Origin of the sequence: Marinobacterium weihaiense (genome assembly GCF_019061305.1) — a bacterium.
In the GTDB taxonomy this organism is placed as follows: Bacteria; Pseudomonadota; Gammaproteobacteria; order Pseudomonadales; family Balneatricaceae; genus Marinobacterium; species Marinobacterium weihaiense.
The window spans coordinates 105,705-124,895 of record NZ_JAHQZT010000007.1 but is presented as its reverse complement, the minus strand read 5'-3'; the positions used below and the strand labels follow the sequence as shown (position 1 = coordinate 124,895).

Annotated in this window: 19 protein-coding genes; 9 read left to right on the top strand and 10 right to left on the bottom strand. The window is 61.2% G+C overall.

The genetic code is table 11. The annotated features are described in order from the left end of the window. Positions 1–2 precede the first annotated feature (2 nt). Entirely contained in the window at positions 3–1,286 is a 1,284-nt protein-coding gene (gene secD / locus KTN04_RS07355; protein WP_217334572.1) for a protein translocase subunit SecD, read from the bottom strand. A 66-nt stretch (positions 1,287–1,352) separates the two neighbouring features. Then, positions 1,353–1,739: a hypothetical protein gene (locus KTN04_RS07350; RefSeq protein WP_217334571.1), complete on the bottom strand. Its 387-nt coding sequence runs from the start codon at positions 1,737–1,739 to the stop codon at positions 1,353–1,355. A 183-nt stretch (positions 1,740–1,922) separates the two neighbouring features. Here KTN04_RS07350 and KTN04_RS07345 point away from each other — a divergent pair, with 183 nt between their 5' ends. Genes KTN04_RS07345 through KTN04_RS07335 form a run of 3 tightly spaced genes read left to right on the top strand, consistent with a single transcriptional unit; the run spans position 1,923 to position 4,523 of the window. Then, positions 1,923–3,275, top strand: coding sequence for a class II 3-deoxy-7-phosphoheptulonate synthase (locus KTN04_RS07345; protein ID WP_217334570.1), 1,353 nt, complete (start codon positions 1,923–1,925; stop codon positions 3,273–3,275). Positions 3,276–3,277: 2 nt separating this feature from the next. After that, positions 3,278–3,604 carry a YqcC family protein gene (locus tag KTN04_RS07340; RefSeq protein WP_217334569.1) on the top strand — a complete coding sequence of 109 codons (327 nt, stop codon included), beginning with the start codon at positions 3,278–3,280 and terminating at the stop codon, positions 3,602–3,604. A gap of 19 nt (positions 3,605–3,623) precedes the next feature. After that, on the top strand, positions 3,624–4,523 hold the full coding sequence (locus tag KTN04_RS07335; RefSeq protein ID WP_217334568.1) for a potassium channel family protein: 900 nt from the start codon (positions 3,624–3,626) through the stop codon (positions 4,521–4,523). Here KTN04_RS07335 and KTN04_RS17280 read toward each other — a convergent pair whose 3' ends face one another. Together KTN04_RS17280 and KTN04_RS07325 are read right to left on the bottom strand one after the other, a co-directional pair. Then, positions 4,524–6,086 carry a cation:proton antiporter domain-containing protein gene (locus KTN04_RS17280; protein WP_217334567.1) on the bottom strand — a complete coding sequence of 521 codons (1,563 nt, stop codon included), beginning with the start codon at positions 6,084–6,086 and terminating at the stop codon, positions 4,524–4,526. It abuts the gene before it with no gap. A gap of 72 nt (positions 6,087–6,158) precedes the next feature. Continuing rightward, positions 6,159–7,862 carry a potassium/proton antiporter gene (locus KTN04_RS07325; RefSeq protein ID WP_217334566.1) on the bottom strand — a complete coding sequence of 568 codons (1,704 nt, stop codon included), beginning with the start codon at positions 7,860–7,862 and terminating at the stop codon, positions 6,159–6,161. A 147-nt stretch (positions 7,863–8,009) separates the two neighbouring features. Between KTN04_RS07325 and KTN04_RS07320 the strand changes: the two genes are divergently transcribed. Beyond that, positions 8,010–9,074, top strand: a complete 1,065-nt coding sequence (locus tag KTN04_RS07320) for a DUF3549 family protein (RefSeq protein ID WP_217334565.1) — start codon at positions 8,010–8,012, stop codon at positions 9,072–9,074. A 7-nt stretch (positions 9,075–9,081) separates the two neighbouring features. Here KTN04_RS07320 and KTN04_RS07315 read toward each other — a convergent pair whose 3' ends face one another. From KTN04_RS07315 to purU, 4 genes are all read right to left on the bottom strand, one after another. Further along, on the bottom strand, positions 9,082–9,801 hold the full coding sequence (locus tag KTN04_RS07315; protein ID WP_328515970.1) for a replication protein P: 720 nt from the start codon (positions 9,799–9,801) through the stop codon (positions 9,082–9,084). Between the two features lie 13 nt (positions 9,802–9,814). Continuing rightward, positions 9,815–10,696 (bottom strand): DnaT-like ssDNA-binding domain-containing protein, encoded by an 882-nt coding sequence (locus tag KTN04_RS07310; protein WP_217334564.1) that lies wholly within the window; start codon positions 10,694–10,696, stop codon positions 9,815–9,817. 20 nt (positions 10,697–10,716) lie between these two features. Then, a complete protein-coding gene (locus KTN04_RS07305) occupies positions 10,717–11,130 on the bottom strand; it encodes a CBS domain-containing protein (RefSeq protein ID WP_217334563.1) in 414 nt (137 codons plus the stop codon). 84 nt (positions 11,131–11,214) lie between these two features. Beyond that, on the bottom strand, positions 11,215–12,069 hold the full coding sequence (gene purU, locus KTN04_RS07300; RefSeq protein ID WP_217334622.1) for a formyltetrahydrofolate deformylase: 855 nt from the start codon (positions 12,067–12,069) through the stop codon (positions 11,215–11,217). 160 nt (positions 12,070–12,229) lie between these two features. Between purU and KTN04_RS07295 the strand changes: the two genes are divergently transcribed. The 5 genes from KTN04_RS07295 to KTN04_RS17275 all read left to right on the top strand — a co-directional run bounded on the left by KTN04_RS07295 (position 12,230) and on the right by KTN04_RS17275 (position 16,979). Then, complete coding sequence (locus KTN04_RS07295) at positions 12,230–13,777, top strand: thymidine phosphorylase family protein (protein WP_217334621.1); 1,548 nt, start codon at positions 12,230–12,232, stop codon at positions 13,775–13,777. Continuing rightward, positions 13,771–14,661 carry a ribose-phosphate pyrophosphokinase gene (locus KTN04_RS07290; protein WP_217334562.1) on the top strand — a complete coding sequence of 297 codons (891 nt, stop codon included), beginning with the start codon at positions 13,771–13,773 and terminating at the stop codon, positions 14,659–14,661. Before KTN04_RS07295 ends, KTN04_RS07290 begins: the two co-directional genes overlap by 7 nt. 87 nt (positions 14,662–14,748) lie before the next feature. Continuing rightward, positions 14,749–15,486, top strand: coding sequence for an oxygen-insensitive NADPH nitroreductase (gene nfsA, locus KTN04_RS07285; protein WP_217334561.1), 738 nt, complete (start codon positions 14,749–14,751; stop codon positions 15,484–15,486). A gap of 87 nt (positions 15,487–15,573) precedes the next feature. Further along, entirely contained in the window at positions 15,574–15,897 is a 324-nt protein-coding gene (locus tag KTN04_RS07280) for a hypothetical protein (RefSeq protein WP_217334560.1), read from the top strand. Between the two features lie 62 nt (positions 15,898–15,959). After that, the gene (locus tag KTN04_RS17275; RefSeq protein ID WP_217334559.1) at positions 15,960–16,979 is read left to right on the top strand and encodes a CobW family GTP-binding protein; all 1,020 of its coding nucleotides are present in this window, start codon (positions 15,960–15,962) and stop codon (positions 16,977–16,979) included. A 132-nt stretch (positions 16,980–17,111) separates the two neighbouring features. Here KTN04_RS17275 and KTN04_RS07270 read toward each other — a convergent pair whose 3' ends face one another. Both KTN04_RS07270 and KTN04_RS07265 read right to left on the bottom strand, forming a co-directional pair. After that, positions 17,112–18,143, bottom strand: a complete 1,032-nt coding sequence (locus KTN04_RS07270) for a methionine synthase (protein ID WP_217334558.1) — start codon at positions 18,141–18,143, stop codon at positions 17,112–17,114. Positions 18,144–18,171: 28 nt separating this feature from the next. Next, positions 18,172–19,149: a DUF1852 domain-containing protein gene (locus KTN04_RS07265; protein WP_217334557.1), complete on the bottom strand. Its 978-nt coding sequence runs from the start codon at positions 19,147–19,149 to the stop codon at positions 18,172–18,174. Between the last annotated feature and the right edge of the window lie 42 nt (positions 19,150–19,191).

Genomic DNA, 19,191 nt, shown 5'->3' with positions numbered 1-19,191 from the left:
CGCTAGTTGATCAGGATATTGGCATCCACAGCCATCCCCAGCGTAAGGATGATCCCGGCGATACCCGGCAGCGTCAGAGTGGCACGAAACAGACTGAGTATGCCCAGCATCAGCACCAGGTTCAGCAACAGCCCCAGGCAGGCCACCAGACCGCGCCCGCGGTATACCGCCAGCATGAAGGCCACCACTAGGGCGGCCCCGGCCAGCCCCGTGGCCAGCCCCATGGCGATAGCATCACTGCCCAGGTCCGGGCCGACCGTACGTTCTTCGATCACCTGCAGGGGAACCGGCAGGGCGCCGGCCCGCAGCATCAGCGCCAGCTCGCCCGCTTCCTGTGGCGTGAAGTCACCGCTGATTTCGCCGCTGCCCCCGCCAATCACCGAGCGAATCACCGGCGCGGTGAGCACAGCATCATCCAACACAATGGCCAGTGGCCGGCCGATATTGTCAGCCGTCATGCGCGCAAAAGTACGCCCGCCCTCGTTATCCAGGCGGAAGTTCACCACCGCCGCCCCGGTCTCGGGATTGAACCCCAGCTGGGCATCACGGATGTGACGCCCCTCCAGCGCCACGTCCTGCGCAACCCGGTAGCGTTCTTCGCCGGTCTGCGCCGGCAGCATCATCGAGGCACCGGCCTCGCCCGGCGCCAACACCCAGTGAAAGGTCATTCTGGCCGTGGTGCCCAGCAGCGTGCGTACCTCACCGGGGTCCGCCACGCCGGGCATCTGCACCAGAATGGCATCTTCGCCCTGGCGCGCCACCACCGGCTCGACCAGCCCGGTTTCATTCAGCCGGCGGCGCACCACCTCCAGACTGGCATCGATGGCATCCTGACCCAGCTGGGCCTGCCACTGTTCGGTCAGGGCCAGCGTCAGCATGCCGCCCTCGGCCTGCATACGGAAGCGCTTGATACCACTGGCCGGGTCACGGCTCAGCTCGTGCAGCAGGCTTTGCGCACGCGGCAACTGCTCCGGCTGCAGCAGCCGCAGCTGCACCGGCGCAGCCCGCGCATCCTCAATACGAAAACGAATGCCGGCCTCGCGCAAGCGGCTACCGGCCTCGTCGGCCAGTGCCGCATGACTCTGCGCCACCAGGGCCTGCATGTCGGCCTGCAGCAGCAGATGCGAGCCTCCCTGAAGATCGAGCCCCAGTGACAGGGTGTTATCGGTATACCAGTGCGGTAGACGCGCACCGATGGAAGATGGCAAAAAATTGGGCAGTGCGCTGAGCAGCCCACAGACGATCAGCAAGCCGCACGTCAGCGCTCGCCAGGAAAAATGCTTCATGGTGATTCCCACATGTAATGATCAACAGGTGCCAAGTGGTCCACGCGGACGACTTGGAAGCAGACACTACAGGCGGGGCGGGGCTCGCAGGGGCGGCACAGCCGCGGCGGCACGGCGCGCGCCATGTGCCAGAACAGACATGGCGCCACAACGGACCGGCGTGACTACAAGCCATGCTGCCAGCCCGATCAGCAGCGCCAGCAGGTGATGGGCATCGCCATCGCTGCGCATATCCGGCTCACGCCGCTCATTGGTGGGCAACGCCTTCTGGGACGGGGTCGCCAGCACGGCAGCCGGATGGGATACGTCGACAAAGCCCGTGACTGCCGCCGCGGACGGTGCCAGTACACTCCAGCACAGCAGCAGGGTTGCCAGCAGCGTCAACAGTACGGCCCGCAGCGGGGACTGCAGCCGCGTACACTGTTGAATAACTGGGGACAGGCTCGAAGGCACCGACGGACTCCAAAGGGATGAAAGCAGGAGTATGCGCCCGCCCATCCAACCCGTCAACTGCTGGTCGCCGCCTGTACAGCCGATACGCATCATCCAGCCTCTCATGCCTCCTGCAGGCTGTCGAACGTGCGGATTTGCGGTAGTATCGGGGTTCCTAATCGTAAATAAGCAGTGAGTAGCACAATGGAAATCTGGACTCCCGACAGCTGGCGCAGCAAGCCAATCAAACAGCACCCGACCTACCCGGATCAGGCCGCCCTGTATCAGGTCGAGCAGGTGCTGGGCGAGTATCCGCCACTGGTGTTTGCCGGCGAGATCCGCTCACTGACCGACGAGCTGGCCCAGGTATCGGAAGGCAAGGCCTTTCTGCTGCAGGGCGGTGACTGCGCCGAGAGCTTTGCCGAATTCAACGCCAACAAGATTCGTGACACCTTCAAGCTGATGCTGCAGATGGCGGTGGTGATGACGTTTGCCGGCAGCTGTCCGGTGGTCAAGATCGGTCGCATGGCCGGTCAATTTGCCAAGCCTCGCTCGGCTGATACCGAAACCATCAACGGCATTGAACTGCCCAGCTACCGTGGCGATATCATCAACGACATCGCTTTTACCGCCGATGCCCGCACGCCGGACCCGCAGCGTCTGCTGTCAGCCTATCACCAGTCCTCGGCCACGCTGAACCTGCTGCGCGCCTTTGCCACCGGCGGCTTTGCCGATCTGCACAAGGTGCACCAGTGGACCCAGGGCTTCGTGCAACAGAGCCCCCAGGGCGAGAAATACCAGCACCTGGCCGATCAAATCGACCAGACCATGGCGTTCATCGAGGCCTGCGGCATCAGCTCGGACAATACACCGCAGTTGAAGGAAACCAACCTCTACACCTCGCACGAGGCGCTGCTGTTGGGTTACGAGCAGGCCCTGACCCGTCAGGACAGCCTGACCGGCGACTGGTACGACTGCTCGGCGCACATGCTGTGGATAGGCGACCGCACCCGCCAGCCGGACCACGCCCATGTGGAATTCCTGCGCGGCGTACGTAATCCGATCGGCATCAAGGTTGGCCCCAGCACCCAGGTTGACGACCTGCTGCGTTTGCTGGACATCCTCAACCCGGCCCAGATCCCGGGTCGGATCACACTGATCGCGCGCATGGGGGCCGACAAGATTACCGAGATGCTGCCGCCGCTGGTGCGTGCGGTCAAGGCCAGCGGCCACCATGTGGTGTGGAGCTCCGACCCCATGCACGGCAACACCATCAAGGCATCCAGCGGCTACAAGACGCGCAGCGTCGATGCCATCCTGGCCGAGATGAAGGGCTTCTTCGAAGTGCACAACGCCGAAGGCACCCACGCCGGCGGCGTCCACTTCGAGATGACCGGCAACGACGTCACCGAGTGTATCGGTGGCGCCTACCGCATCACCGAGGAAGGCCTGGCCGACCGCTATCACACCCAGTGTGACCCGCGCCTCAACGCCGACCAGTCGCTGGAGCTGGCGTTCCTGATTGCCGATACCCTCAAGGCCGCACGCAAGGAGTAAGCATGAGTCGACACGAGCAGGTCAGTGTGCTGCTGATCGAGATCCGCAACGAAATGCAGGCACAGAATCTGTGGCAGTCGCAGCCGCCGGAACCGGCGGCCCTGGCCAGCCGCGAGCCTTTCTGTGTCGATACCCTGGACTTTACTGAATGGGTGCAGTGGCTGCTGCTGCCGCGCTTGCAGGAGCTGATCGAACGTCAGCTGCCGCTGCCGCAGAACAGCGAAATCCAGCCCATGGCCGAAGAGGTGTTCAAGCCGATGCCGGAAGATACCGACCGGCTGTTGGCACTGATCAGCCAGTTGGATCAGGCACTGCGCGTCCACCACTAACCCGCTGCAGAGAACGCCCATGAGCTTCGACAAACACCACTCGCTGATGTTTCGTATGGGCTTTGGCGGCGTGTCCGCGGCGGAGAACCCGCGCGCACGACGCTGGGGCAAGCGGCTGGAATGGCCGATGCTGATCCTGGCGCTGTGGATACTGGTGGATTGGTACTTGCGCGCCGACGGCATCGTCAACGGCATGACACATCAGGTTACTGATTGGGTGATCTGGCTAGGCTTTGCTGCGGAAATGGTGATCATGCTGAGCGTGGTGGATGACCGTCAGCGACACCTGAAGAACAACTGGATGAGCCTGGTGATCATTGTCGCCGGGCTACCGGCCCTGTTCGGTGACTATGCCTTCTACGCCGGTGCCATTCGCAGCCTGCGGCTGCTGGTGATGCTGGGCATCCTGTTCAAAGTGTCCAGAGACCTGAGAACCATTCTGTCACGCCACAACTTGGGCACCACACTGATGGTGTGCCTGTTGTTTCTGGTGATTTCGGGCTTTCTGATTGCCGCACTGGACCCGGCCTTCGATGGCCCACTGGATGGCATCTGGTGGGCCTGGGTCACCATGACTACGGTCGGCTACGGCGATATTGTTCCCAGTACCAATGAAGGCCGACTGTTTGGCTCGCTGCTGATTCTGATCGGGATCTGCATGTTCTCGCTGCTGACCGCGAGCTTTTCGGTGTTTTTTATCGAAAAGGACGAGGGTCAGATTGCCGAACGTGAACGCCAGAACCTGAACCGCATTACCCGGCTTGAGAACCGGCTGGAGAATATCGAGCAGCAGCTGGAACATGTGCTGACACTGTTACAGGCATCCGCCGACAGGCAATCGTCGCCGGTAGGTGAAAAGCCATCCCCGCCAGCCGACACAGAAGCCGACGGGGACGGTCACACGCCCGAACAGCGCTGATCAGATCAGCGCCTCCTCCTTGCGACGGGACTCGCTGAAGATGTGTTCTGCCAGACCCACACCGGTTTCCGCCATGGTCTGGTAGGTATGATCGGCACCGGCCGCGGTAATCGCATCGGCATGGTCGGCAAACATGCTGTGCGCCACGATGATCCCTTCGAAACCGACCTGACGCAACTGGCGCGCAGCCGTCACCTTGGCCTCCACATCATTGGCCGCCAGAATCACGTACTTGAGTTCCGGCGCCTTCAGGTTCTGCCACAGCTGCACGTCTTCCGCATCGGCAAACACCACATGGCGACCACACTTGACGTGGGTATCCACTTTCGCCGGGTCCGAGTCCAGTGCCACCATCGGCGTTTGGCGCTGCTTCAGGTGATCATACGCCGCGGTACCGGTACGGCCCATGCCGATAATCAGAATCTCCGCATCACCCAGTGACAACGGCTGCTCGTCCGGATGAAAGCCGTGGCGCTCGAAACGGCTCAGCCAAACACTGAAACGGTCATACAGCGGGTGTGCAACCCGGTACAGTGGCGCTGATACCAGGAAGGAGACCGACACGGCAATGGCCAGCGGAATCAGCCATTCCGGCAACACGATACTGGCCACGATCAGGCCGAATTCGCTGTAGTTGGTCAGGCTCAGACCGGACAGGAAGGCACTGCGCGCACGCAGCTTGAACAGCAGCAGCAGAAAGAAGAACAGAATGCCCTTGAGCGGCAGCACCACCCCCATCACCAGGGCAAATACCAGTGCATCGGTATCCGGCAGACCACCCATACCGATCTGCAGGAAAAAACCGACCAGGAAAACTTCCTTGATGCTCCACAGGGACTGCGACAACTCGCCAGCACGACGGTGGTTGGCCAACAGCGCACCAAATGCCAGCGCTCCCAGCTCCGAACTCAGGCCCACCAGCTCAAAGCCCTTGCCGCCCACCACCAGGGCCAGCAGCAGGCCCAGCAGCACCAGCAGTTCTTCATGGCCACTGATGTCCAGCAGTTTGTAGAACACCGGGCGCAACAGCGGAATGGCAAATACCAGCAGCGCCCAGGCCGAGGGCGTCTTGCCGCTGGCTAATGCCATCACCAGCAGTGCCAACAGGTCCTGCACAATCAGAATGCCAATGGCAACGCGACCATGAAAGGCGCGCAGCTCCCGTTTCGACTCCAGCACCTTGGCCGCCAGCACCGTGCTGGAGAAAGACAGCGCGATACCCAACATCAGTGCGGTATACCACTCCAGCCCCATTATCAGGTGCAGCGCCGGGGTGAACAGTGCAATGGAAATGCCGAAATGCAGTACCCCGCCTCCGATCACCTCTGGCCGAACCAGATTACGTATTTTCAGTTTCAGACCGACGGTAAACAGCAGCAGCAACACCCCCAGATGTGCTATATGGCTCAGTGCCTCAGTGCCTTCCACCGGAATGCCGGCCATGTCCCCCGCCGCCACGATGGCAAAACCGGCTGCCAAATAGCCAATCAACGGCGGCAGCCCCATCAATTTAACCCCCATCCCCAGCCCGAAGGCGAAGATGATCCAGACCGCTTCAATCACGCGTGACTCCCTCTAATCCTTGCAATCGCGGGGCATTAAACCATGCCATTCCAAGACTGTCAGCGACAGGGATCAGAACTTTAGGCCAACCCGCGTCACCCGTCCGTCTTCCATCGCCTTGACCACCAACTCGATGGCGCCTAGCACAACCCGATCCCCCACCACCGGCGGCGCATGCCGCGCCCGGGCAATATAGTCCGCCAGGCTCAGAGCCTGCAGCTCAGCATCGATCGCCAGCCCGAAATTCTGCGCCAGCGCCAGCAGTTCAACATCACCGTTGAGCTCGAAGGCCCCGAAGAAGGTACTTTCCTTCAAGGCCGGGATGGACTCGACCGAGCTGAACAGGCGTGCCAGCGGCCGCTCGGCCTGCTCGCCGCCCAGTACCGCCAGCTGATCACCGCCTTGCAGTTTGAGATCGGCCTCGTAGGGCAGCATGCCCCCCTCCCGCAGCACGGCCGCCACCACGATATCCGCCGGCAGTCGCACGCCCTTGAGCGTACGCGGCGGCGTCCAGTGCTCGCCATCCAGCTCGAAGACCATCAGGCGATGGGTCTGGTCGGAGGGCCAGTCAACCGTCTGCCGCTGCCGCGCTTCAGGCTCAGCCGGCAGCTCCAGGTCCAGCCAACGCGCCACCCGCGCCAGCGTTGCGCCCTGCAACAGCAGCGACAGGGTGACAATAATGAAGGCGATAATCGGGAACAGGGCTGCATGTTCGATATCCGCCATCAGCGGGAACAGCGCCAGCACGATGGGCACGGCCCCGCGCAGGCCCACCCAAGCAATAAACAGCTGCTCCTTCCAGCGAAACCCGAAAGGCCAGAGGCTGAGAAAGACCGCCAGCGGCCGCGCCACCAGAATCAGCACTGCCCCCAGCGCCAGCCCCTCCACCACGTAGTCGATTTTGTCATGGGGCGACAGCAACAGTCCCAGCATCAGAAACAGGCTCAGCTGCGCCAGCCAAGCCAGACCATCGTGCACTTGCAGAATATCATCCAGCTTGCGCAGCCCCCGGTTACCGATCTGAATCCCCATCAGATAGATCGCCAGAAAACCGCTGCCCTCCAGCAGCCCAACCAGAGCAAACACGGTCAGCCCCGCCGCCGTCACCAGCAGAGGATAAAACGCCGGTTGCAACTCCAGCCGCGGCAGCAAATGTGCCAGCAGCCAACCGGCCGCCAGACCGGCCACCGCCCCCAGTCCCAGCTGTGTCAGCAGCAACAGTGCGGCCTCGCCCAGCCCGGGCGGCGTGGTACGGGTAATCAATTCCAACAGAATGATGGTCAGGAAAATGGCCATGGGGTCGTTGCTGCCCGACTCGATCTCCAGCGTGGCACTGACGCGCTGATTCAGCCGCAGGCCATGGTTCTGCAGCAGGGCAAAAACCGCCGCCGCATCAGTCGAGGAAATGATGGTGCCGATCAGCAGGGCCGGCAGCAGCGGCAGGTCCAGAATCCAGTGCGCCGCCAAACCCGTCAGGGCCGCCGTGACCACCACTCCGAAGGTGGCCAGTGCCAGCGCCGGCTTCAACCCCACGCGGAAAGTCTCGATGCGGGTACGCATGCCGCCGTCGAGCAGGATGATGGCCAGCGCCAGATGCCCCACCAGGAAGGTACTGTCCACATCGGTGGACAACACCTGCCCCATCTCGGTCTGCCCGGCCAGCAGGCCGACGCCCAGAAACAGCAGCAACACCGGCATGCCGATACGGTTGGAAAGAGGGCTGAGCAGGATGCTGATCAGCAGCATCGCGCTGGCAAACAGAAGGGTCAGGATCATGGTAACAGCGGTCCTTGTCGCGTGTTCAACGGTTAATCTATCACAGCTGTCCACCTGCACTCGCCCCCTGCCCGTAAAGTGCAAAGGCAGGCGCGGGGGCGAGATGGTAAGATGACGGCTGACTCCATCATTATGTTGTGAACGTGTATGTCTGCTGAAAACACCCTGCCCGATTCTCTTACCGAACTGTTGCGCGCCACCGGCGCGGCCCTGCGCATCTTCGACATGGGCCGTCGCATCAGCAAGCTACCGCTGGAGCGCTTTCGCCGCATCGAGGACTCACAGCTGCCTTATCCCACGCCGTTTCAGCACCAGGCCTGGCTGGCGGTGCTGATCTGGAACCCGAAGCAGCGTGACGAAAATGCGGTCTGGTTTCTGCGCCTGCCGCTGGATGAACAGGGGCTGGTCGCACCGGCCGCCCGCGACGACCTGGTCAAGCGCCTGATTCAGAACGTGATCAACAGCCGCAGCGGCCAGCCGGACGAGGATGCGCTCAAGGATAATCCCTACTCGTTTACCCCCGAACAGAGCCGCATGGCAGCGTTTCACGCCCTAGCTGCACGGGAGATGAAAGCCCCGGCCTCGCCTCATTACGAACGTGCCCAGGCTTGGTTCAAGGGCCAGCTGGGCCTGGATGAATGGCCGTCACTGGCCTATCAGGGACTGGCGGATGTCATCATGCGCCTGGACCAAGAAGGCAACGAGCAGGCACTGTGCGAACGCCTGCCCGACATGCCGGCCGCCGTACTGGAGACCCTCTGCCCACTGCTGGAGCATCAGCAGCCGAGTGGGCGCCTGCATCAGGCTCTGCTGGAGCTGCTGCACCCGGCCCTGACCGAAGACAACGGCAACCGGGTAGCCGCCCTTTGCCGTGCCCTGTCCAATGGACCCGACGAGCTTGCCAAGCAGCAATGGGTCAGTGAAGTGCTGGCCAGCAAGCATGCCACTCAGGCCGAGGTGATTACCGTGATCGCCACGCGCTGCGAAAGCGCGCTGCTGGAACCGCGCGTACTGAGCCGGTTTCTGGAGCAACTGGCCCGGGGCGAAGCCGGTCAGACCGGTTTCAGTCGCATCCTGGCGGAGCTGATGTTCATGCCGGTCCACCGTGCCCTGCTGCTGCAGGCCTTCCGCAACCCGGAACGCAGCGAAGCACTGAGCCAAGCCATCGGCGAGATGTTCGGTCAGACCTTCGAAGCGCCTACCAGCCACTGAGGCCGGTTCAGCAGGCCTCGTCCGGCAGCCTGATGGCCAGCCCGCGCCGGTCCAGCTTCTGTTGCGACTGGGCCTGCAGCCGCTTGCGAATACGGCTGCCGCGCGGCAGGGTCAGGTAGTACAGCAGCGTTGCGCCCTCTTCAGGTGCCAGCGCGTGTTCGGCGGTAAAGCGCTGGATAAAATCCGCCACCGTATTGGCCTGCTTGTTTTCCAGCGCCGGCGGTACCGGCTGATCCAGGGCTTCACCTTCACGCACTCGGCGACAGATGACATCATAGTGATACCGGAATGCTGGCAGTGCACGGCTTTCTTCTTCGCTGCGCAGCATGAACCAGCCCGCCTCGCGGCCGGCATGGTACACCGCCGGGTGCGACCACTGATGCCGGGTCGGGTGCTCGGCATGCAGACAGGCTTCGGCATAGGCATCACGCACGCCGGGCAGACCGAAGTCGCCATGGATCTCGCGCAGAATGGCAACGAATTCGGCGATGCTGGGCATCCAGGCCGTGCTTTCCTTGCAGCGATTGACCGCCGCCACCAGTTCCGCCTCGCCGTAGCCGTCCAGGCTTAATGCCCATTCGCGCTTGGCCAGGCGCAGCTCGTTTTCGGTTTCGAAGCAGCTTTTGAACTTGTGACCGTAGATCGCCATGAAGCGGGCAAAGATCATGTTGACCAGAGTTTTGGTCTGCGCACTGATCGGTTTCTGGGCGCTCTCGCCGGCGGGCACGCGGGCACTGCTGTTACCAGTCGGTGTCTTTGATGTCCATGATGGCTGCGGTAATCCGTTTGCGTTTTTCCCGAGAATCGAAGCGGGTGTTTTCATCGTTGCCCCCCGTAGACTGACGTTCCTGCTCGTAGCGTTGTCCGCGCGCATCCCGCGTCTGTTTCTTCACCCATTCGCGCTTCACCCAGGCCAGGAACTTCTGGTCCCAGTTGCTTTCCTTGCGGTCCTTGTCGAGCCAATAGAGCACGAACTCGTCCAGACATTCGTTGGCAAACTCGGGCGGAATGGCGTGGCGCGGCAGCATGGCATGAAACATGTCAGAGGGCTGCCAGCCCAGTTGCATCGGCTGCAGTTGCTGGTTGCGCTCTTCCGCCTGCTCGAAAATGGCCTGGAGTTCATCCTTGTGACGACGCCAGCCGATGCTGCCGCCAAAGGTCGGTGCCGGGCCCTTGCGCTGCATCATGGTGTCCGGCCGGGCCGGTCGCGGCGGCGGCGCATCATACACCGGCAGCTGCTGCACGCGGCTGTCTTCGGATTCGGCGGACCGGGACGGTGCCAATCCAGGTGTCGGTTCTGGCCTGGGTTCCGGTTCCGGTGCCACCGGACGCGGCAGCAGGCGCAGGCGCACACTGCCGCCCTGATTGAGGCTGGCCTGCAGGCAGTTCTGCCGGGCCAAGCTTTCCGTGGCCTGTTTCAGGCGCGCTTCGCTCCAGAAGTCGGCCAACTGTAGCCAGCGGCTGTGCGGCAGAATGCACTCGACACTGCCGTCGTCCGCGTGCATGCCGGCATGCCGGGCATAATCGCTGTAAATCGACAGCAGCAACGCCTCGTCGCTGCCCAGTTCGCGCGCCAGCGACGGATAGAAGCGCACCGGCGCTTCAGGCAACCAGTCACGCATGTGAGCGCCTGCGGGTCAACTCAACCATCTTTGGCAAACTCCTCCACCGCCCGCAGCACATCGCGGCGGCTGATCTGGCCCACCAGCTTGCCCTGACGCACCACCGGCAGCCGGCGTCGGCCCTGCTCCAAAAACTGACGCGCCACGGCGGTCAGGTCGGCGTCATGGGCAACCGTATCGACCTGGGGTGTCATGTAATCACCCACATGGCCACCACTACCCATCTCTTCTTCATGGTAGGTGTGTGTCAGGATGGCCCTCAGGCAGTCGAATTCCGACAGCATTCCGATCAGCACGCCATCGGCGTCCACCACCGGCGCACCGGAGATGTTGTACTCCTGTAAGGCGCGGATGGCGTCGAACAGCCGGGTTTCCGGGCCGAACGAGATCAGGCTGGTCGCCATGTAGTCTTCCGCTTTTACCGATCTAAGCATCCATCAACCTCCTGGTATCGAGACAAGGGTCGAAGCCGCTGCTTCGGCCTGTCTTTATACTAGCGCAGGCGGGCGTCACTGCCATCAGGCAAACACGACCGTCTTATTGCCATGCACCAGCACCCGGTCTTCCAGGTGCCAGCGCAGGCCGCGGGCCAGCACGGTTTTTTCCACGTCACGTCCCAGACGCACCATGTCTTCGGGCACGTCGCGATGGCTGATACGGGTCACGTCCTGATCGATGATCGGGCCGGCATCCAGATCCTGGGTCACGTAGTGGCAGGTGGCGCCGATCAGCTTGACGCCGCGTTCGTGTGCCTGGTGGTACGGCTTGGCACCAGCAAAGGACGGCAGGAAGCTATGGTGAATATTGATGATACGATGCGGGTAGCGGTCGCACAGGTCCGGCGGCAGTATCTGCATGTAGCGCGCCAGCACTACGGTATCGGCCGCGTGCTCTTCAATCAGGCGGTTGACCTCGGCAAAGTGCGGTGCCTTGTCAGCCGGGTCCACCGGCACATGGAAGTAGGGAATACCATGCCACTCCACCATCGAGCGCAGGTCGTCATGATTGGAAATAACGCAAGGAATCTCGCAGAACAGCTCGTTGCTGTGGTAGCGGTACAGCAGATCCGCCAGGCAGTGCGATTCGCGGCTGGCCATCAGCACGACGCGCTTGGGGCGGGCTGAGTCATGAATCTCCCACTCCATTTGAAAAGAGGCCGCGATCGGCTCGAATGCCGCCTTCAGTTCGTCTAGCGTGAACGGCAGCGTGCTGGCATCGATCTCCACACGCATGAAAAAGCGCCCGGTGCTGGCATCGGAGTGCTGGTTGGCGTCGGTGATCGAGCCGCCGTGGCTGGAGATGAAGTTACTGACCATTGATACAATGCCCACGCGGTCGGGGCAGGAAAGAACCAAACGGTAACGGCGTTCCATAGGCTGTGCTCGCATCCAGTATGTAGATCCAAAGTCGAATCCGACATTCTAGCAGCCGCAACAGGTGGCCGACAGCACTGTCTCAACATCCGCGTTATCCGCTGCTGCAACAGTTGCGGTACACTGAGACATTGGTTGTATGACAAGGAGACTTCCGATGATGATGCTGCCCCCTGAGCGGATGGCGCCACTCAAGGCCTGCCGGCTGGGTATCGACACCCACCATGAACCCACCCTGTACCTGCCGGCACACAGCCATGTCTGCCGATCGGAAGGTTTCGATAGCCTTTCTCGCGTTCTGGTCACCACCCACCAGGGCCGGCACCTGATCACGTCTCTCAACATCATCACCAGCGACCTGCTGGGCGATGACGAAGTGGGTTTTTCCGACTCCGCCTGGGAGCGGCTGCAGCTGGCCAGCCAGGATCCGATCTGGCTGTCCCACCCCAAGCCGGTACAGTCGCTGTCGCATGTACGCGCCAAGGTTTATGGACATGAACTGGACGACCTCCAGTTTCAAAGCATCATCAACGACATCGTCGACGGCCGTTATGCGGAAGTCCACCTGGCAGCCTTTATCACTGCCTGCGGGGACGACAGCCTCAGTGACCGTGAGATCACCTCGCTGACCCAGGCCATGGTCAAGTCCGGCAGCACCCTGGACTGGCAACTGCCGCTGGTGGTCGACAAGCACTGCGTGGGCGGACTGCCGGGCAACCGCACGACACCGATCGTCGTTTCCATTCTGACCGCTTGTGGCCTGACCGTACCCAAAACCTCATCGCGCGCGATCACCTCCCCCGCCGGCACCGCCGACACCATGGAAACGCTCACCGATGTCAGCCTGACCCTGGAACAGATGCGTGACGTGGTGAGCCGTGAAGGCGGCTGTCTGGCCTGGGGTGGCGCCATGCGTCTGAGCCCGGCAGATGACATGCTGATTCAGGTGGAACGCGCACTGGATATCGACAGCGAAGGCCAGCTGATCGCGTCGGTGCTGTCGAAAAAAATCGCCGCCGGCGCGACCCATGTGCTGATCGACATTCCGGTCGGCCCCACGGCCAAGGTGCGCAGCCGTGACGCCGGAGAGCGCCTGGCCGAGAGCTTCCGGGCCGTGGCCGCCAATCTGGGGTTGACCCTCGAGATACTGTTTACCGATGGCAGCCAGCCGGTCGGTCGCGGCATCGGCCCGGCACTGGAAGCCCACGACCTGCTGGCCGTACTGCAAAGGATGCCGAACGCCCCCCAGGATCTGCGCACCCGTGCCGCTCAGGTCGCCGGCGCCATGCTGGCCATGGTTCGTGACATCAGTGCCGAAGAAGGCACCCACCTGGCCGAGGAAACCCTGGACAGCGGCGCTGCCTGGGACAAGTTTCAGGCCATCTGCGCGGCACAGGGCGGGCTGCGCATGCCGCCGGTGGCCTCCTATCGCTATGCACTGGTCGCCGAACATGCCGGCACCGTCAGCCGCATCGACAACCGTCTACTGGCCAAAATCGCCAAGCTGGCTGGCGCACCGGCCGACCCCGCCGCCGGTGTTGAGATTTGCGTCAAGTTAGGTGACCAGGTCGCGTGCCAGGATATTCTGCTGATGATCCATGCGGAAAATGCCGGGGAACTCAACTACGCCGTTGAGTATCTCAACGACCACACCCAGGTTATTGAACTGGACCGCACCACCCAAGAAGAGCAAGAACTCGCATGCTGATTTTCAACCCCGATTCCGACCCGGCCTTGGCATCACAATTAGTCCGGCTGCTGGATGCCCAGGCCGGCATTCTCGAACAGCGCCGCTTTCCTGATGGTGAAAGCTATCTGCGCGTACATTCTGACTGCGCCGACCAAGACTGCGTCATTCTGTGCAACCTGTTCCACCCGGACGAGCGTACCCTGCGGCTGCTTTTTCTGGCCGATACCCTGCGCGACTGCGGTGCCCGCAGCGTAGGCCTGGTCACGCCCTACCTGGCCTATATGCGCCAGGACAAGCGCTTCCAGCCCGGCGAATGCGTCAGCTCACGCCCCTTTGCCAGGCTGCTGTCCGGTGCTTTTGACTACCTGGTTACGGTGGACCCGCACCTGCACCGCTACGACTCATTGGACGAGATCTACAGCATTCCATCGCGGGTGGTACAAGCCGCGCCGCTGATCGCCCAGTGGATTCAGAGCCACATCCCAAACCCGCTGCTGATCGGCCCGGATAGCGAAAGCGAGCAGTGGGTGTCCCATGTGGCCGAGTTGGCCGACGCCCCGTTCCAGGTCTTGCAGAAGGAACGCCGCGGCGATTACGACGTCAGCGTGTCCCTTCCCGACCTGGGCAGCGCCGCCGAGCGGACCCCGGTGCTGGTGGATGACATCATCTCCAGTGGCCGCACCATGCTGGAGACCATCAAGCACCTGCAGGCAGCCGGCCTGCCCCGTGCCGTGGCCATCGGCGTCCACGGCATCTTCGCCGGCGAGGCCTACAGCCAGCTGACCGAAGTGGCCGATGTCGTCACCACCGCCTGCATTCCGCACCTGAGCAACCAGATCGACATTGCCGCCCCCATTGCCGCGGCGGTACAGCAGCTGCTGACCGTAACCGCCCGCTCATGAGCCTCCGTGCCCGGCACCGGCCGGGCACCTGATCTTGCCGCAGATCCCTGTATAATCGCCCCCAACCCCATTAATGGAGAGAGATGCATGAACCCGATGATCGACCTGCTGAACAGCCACCGCTCCATCCGCAAATTCACGGCAGAGCCGATCGACCAGGCCACCGTCGAAGCCCTGGTCAAGGCCGGCCAGAGCGCGGCCACCTCCAGCTTCATCCAGGCCTGCAGCGTCGTCCAGGTCAGCCAGGGCGAACGCCGCGATGCTCTGGCCGAGATGGCCGGCAACCAGCAATACGTGTCCACAGCGCCGGTCTTCCTGGTGTTCTGTGCCGACATGAAGCGTCATCAACTGGCCTGCGACATGCACCAGGCCGAGATGCAGTCCGGCTACACCGAACAGTTCCTGACCGCGTCTCTGGACTGTGCCCTGTTCGCCCAGAACGTCATGGTCGCCGCCGAATCATTGGGCCTAGGCGGTGTTTACATTGGCGGCCTGCGTAATAACATCGCCGCCGTGTCCGACCTGCTGGAATTGCCGGAACTGGTGTATCCGGTCTTCGGTCTTTGCCTGGGCCACCCGGACCAGAACCCGGAGATCAAACCGCGCCTGCCGCTGGACGTGGTCCTCAAGCAGGACCGTTACGACGACAGCGCCGATGCCGAGCGCATTGCCGAGTATGACCGCGAAGTGCGCGAATACTACCGCACCCGCACCGGCGGCAAGAAGGAAATGAGCTGGAGCGAACAGATCTCCGGCATGCTGGTCAAGGAGGCACGCCCGCACATGCTGCCTTTCCTGCACGGCAAGGGCTTTGCCAAGCGCTGAGACGTGCAGCCGGCATCAGTGTCAACTATGCTGAACGGGAGTGCCCCCGCCGTGGGGCGTCCTGTTCCAGTGAGAGGATGCACACTTATGCCTGACCGTCATATTGCCGCCCTGCTGGAGCGGCTGGAGCAACACTCGCAACGGCACGCCCGGCAAGAAACCGTTACCCTGCCCATCGACCGTGAAGACATGGTACGGCTGCAGGCACTGGCGGAAACCTACGGCATGGATATTGTCGAACTGACTCCCATCCTGCTGCATACCATTCTGACCGATATCGAAGCGCACATGCCCTACAAACCGGGCACCCGCGTGATTCGCGTCGAGGATGGTGACCCGGTATATGAAGATATAGGCCCCATGCCGCGTTATCTAGAGGCCAAGCGCAAGCACGAAAAGGTCTGTGTCTGACCTTGTCAGCGACGGGCCCCTGGCTCACAATTGTTACCCTGTAACCGCCAGGGAGTTTTCGTGTGAGCCAGCCTGCCATTGAGCATGTCCCCACCAACATCATCACCGGTTTTCTCGGCAGCGGCAAAACCACCGCCATCAATCACCTGCTGACGCACAAGCCCGCGCATGAACGCTGGGCCGTGCTGGTCAACGAGTTCGGCCAGGTGGGTATTGACGGCAGCCTGATCGAGCAGCAGGACGGCATCGAGGTGAAGGAGCTGGCCGGCGGCTGCCTGTGCTGCGCTCTGGGGCCCAGCCTGCCGGTCACTCTGGCCACGCTGTTGCGCCGCTTTCGCCCGGACCGCCTACTGATCGAACCCACCGGGCTGGGCCACCCGGCGCGCATCATCGATACCTTGCAAGGCGAACAATTCCGCAACGTACTTTCACTGCAAAGCATCATCTGCCTGCTTGATCCCGGCGTACTGCATCAGCCGGAAGTGTTGCGCCACCCCAGCTTTATCGACCAGCTCAACCTGGCCGATATCATCGTGCTCAACCGCACCGACCTGGTCGATACAGCCGATGTCACCGAGGCACAAGCGCTGTCCGCCAACCTGTTTCCGCCCAAGGCCGCCATCCACATCACGACACACGGCCGGCTGGCTCAGGAATGGCTGGATCTGGATCACCGGATCCAGCGCCAGGCACGTTATCCCCAGGCCCATGCCGCCAAGCCAAACCTGCGTCCACACAACCTGGCGCCGGTGGACAAACCGCGTGTTGCCGAGCCGGGCAAGCCCCTAGCCCAAAGCGGCAGCCAAGACGGTTACTACAGTTACGGCTGGATGTTTGCCGCCGAGGACTGCTTTGACTGGAACGCTATTCAGCACGCGCTGGATGCGATGACCGGGGTATTGAGGCTTAAGGCTGTACTGAGAATCGGCCATGCCTGGGTCAGCTACAACCGTAACGCGGGGGAGCCGGCTCAGATTAACGAGTCCGCCTGGCGGCGCGATTCACGACTGGAAATACTGACAGGCCAGCCGCTGGATCAGACCGAACTGGCAAGGATACTGCTGAACTGCCTGCAGCCCTAAGGATGGTGAATCGTCAGCGCGCAGCAGGCCGGACGCTACCGGTATTTGTGTCACGCGCCCGGTTGGATCCAGCAATCCAGCCGGTCCAACCGGTCCAACCGGTGCTCTGACACCGCTAGCGTATCGCGCCGACTACCGGGACAGAAGCTCTTGACGGACGATCTGTGCACCGGCACTCAAGGCCTGCAGCTTGGCGCGTGCGACGGCGCGTGACAACGGTGCCATGCCGCAGTTGGTGCAAGGGTACAGCTTGTCGGCATCGACATACTGGAGTGCCGCGCGCAGGGTATCGGCGACCTCCTCCGGCGTCTCGATGGTGTTGGTGGCAACATCAATCGCTCCGACCATCACCTTCTTGCCCCGAATCAGCTCGAGCAGTTCGATCGGCACCCGGGAGTTGTGACACTCCAGCGAAATCATGTCGATGCTGGACTGCTGCAGTCGGGGGAAGACTTCCTCATACTGGCGCCACTCGGAGCCCAGGGTCTTCTTCCAGTCGGTATTGGCCTTGATGCCATAGCCGTAGCAAATGTGCACCACTGTTTCACACTTCAGGCCTTCAATGGCCCGTTCCAGAGCCGCAATCCCCCAGTCATTGACCTCTTCAAAGAACACGTTGAAGGCCGGCTCATCAAACTGGATGATATCCACACCCGCTGCCTCCAGCTCCCGGGCCTCCTGGTTGAGGATCTTGGCAAATTCCCAGGCCAGCTTTTCACGGCTCTTGTAATGGTCGTCATACAGCGTGTCGATCATGGTCATGGGACCGGGCAGGGCCCACTTGATCGGCTGATCCGTTTGCTGACGCAGGAAGCGGGCATCCTCGACAAACACTGGCTTTTGACGCGCAACCGGGCCGACAACTGTCGGCACGCTGGCGTCATAACGATCACGGATCTTGACGGTTTTGCGATGCTCGAAATCAACACCGCTAAGGTGCTCGATAAAGGTGGTGACAAAATGCTGGCGCGTTTGCTCACCGTCACTGACGATATCAATACCGGCCAACTGCTGCTCGTGCAGTGACGCCCGCAATGCGTCCTGTTTCCCCTCGGCCAGCGTATCGCCCTCCAGCTTCCAGGGCGACCACAGCGTTTCGGGTTCTGCCAGCCAGGAGGGTTTTGGCAGGCTACCTGCCGTTGAAGTGGGCAATAGTGTTTTCATGATCAGTAACCGTACATGTTCCGGTGAATTAAAGCGCGAAATTGGCAGACCAGTGTTCAAGCAGCTTTTGATAGGGCTTGATGAAGTGCTCTTCGGTAAATTTTCCCTGTTTCACGGCCAGCTGGCTGCGCTCTTCCCGGTCATACTCAATGCGGGTCAGGGAATGATCCGGGTGCTTCAGGCTTGGCTGGAAGCGTCTGCCGGCCACCGTGTTGGCATTATAAATCTCGGGCCGATAGATTTTCTGGAAAGTCTCCATCGTGCTGATGGTGCTGGCCAACTCCAGATTGGTGTAATCATTGAGCAGATCACCAAAGAAGTAAAATGCCAGTGGCGCTGCACTATTGGGCGGCATGAAATAGCGTACCTGCAACCCCATTTTCTTGAAATAACGCTCCGTCAGGGAAGGTTCGTTGGGCTCATATTCAAACCCCAGTACGGGATGCTGATTTTCCGTCCGGTGATACACCTTGTTGTCTGATACACTCAAACAAATGACAGGCAATTTTTTAAAATTATCCTGGTAGTGGTTTGAATGCACAAACGACTTGAATAGCTTCCCGTGCAACTCGCCAAAGTGATCTGGCACACTGAACGTCTCCCTGTCCTTGTTATGTTCCAGCAACAGCACACTGAAGTCATAATCACGCACATAGGAGGAGAAATTGTTACCAACCACGCCTTCTATCAAGCGATTGGTTTTATGATCGGCGATATTTGTTTTCAGCACTTCAATGCTTGGGAAGGTACGACCATTGCCTTCGATATCAATATCAACCGAAACGATTTCAAGCTGAACAGAATAACGGTCAGCATTGGGATTATCCCAGTGTACTAACGCATTAAAACGGTTGTTGATCATCTTCAGGGTGTCACGCAGGTTGTCCTGACGCCGGCTGCCCCGTGCCAAGTTGGCAAAGTTGGTGGTAAGACGTGTTTTTTCTGATGGCTGGTAATGCTCATCGAAACAAATGCTCTTGATGGAAAAATCGAATTCTGTATTCATCGTGATCATGTATCCGAGATTAAGCGTCAATGTATTCCTTGC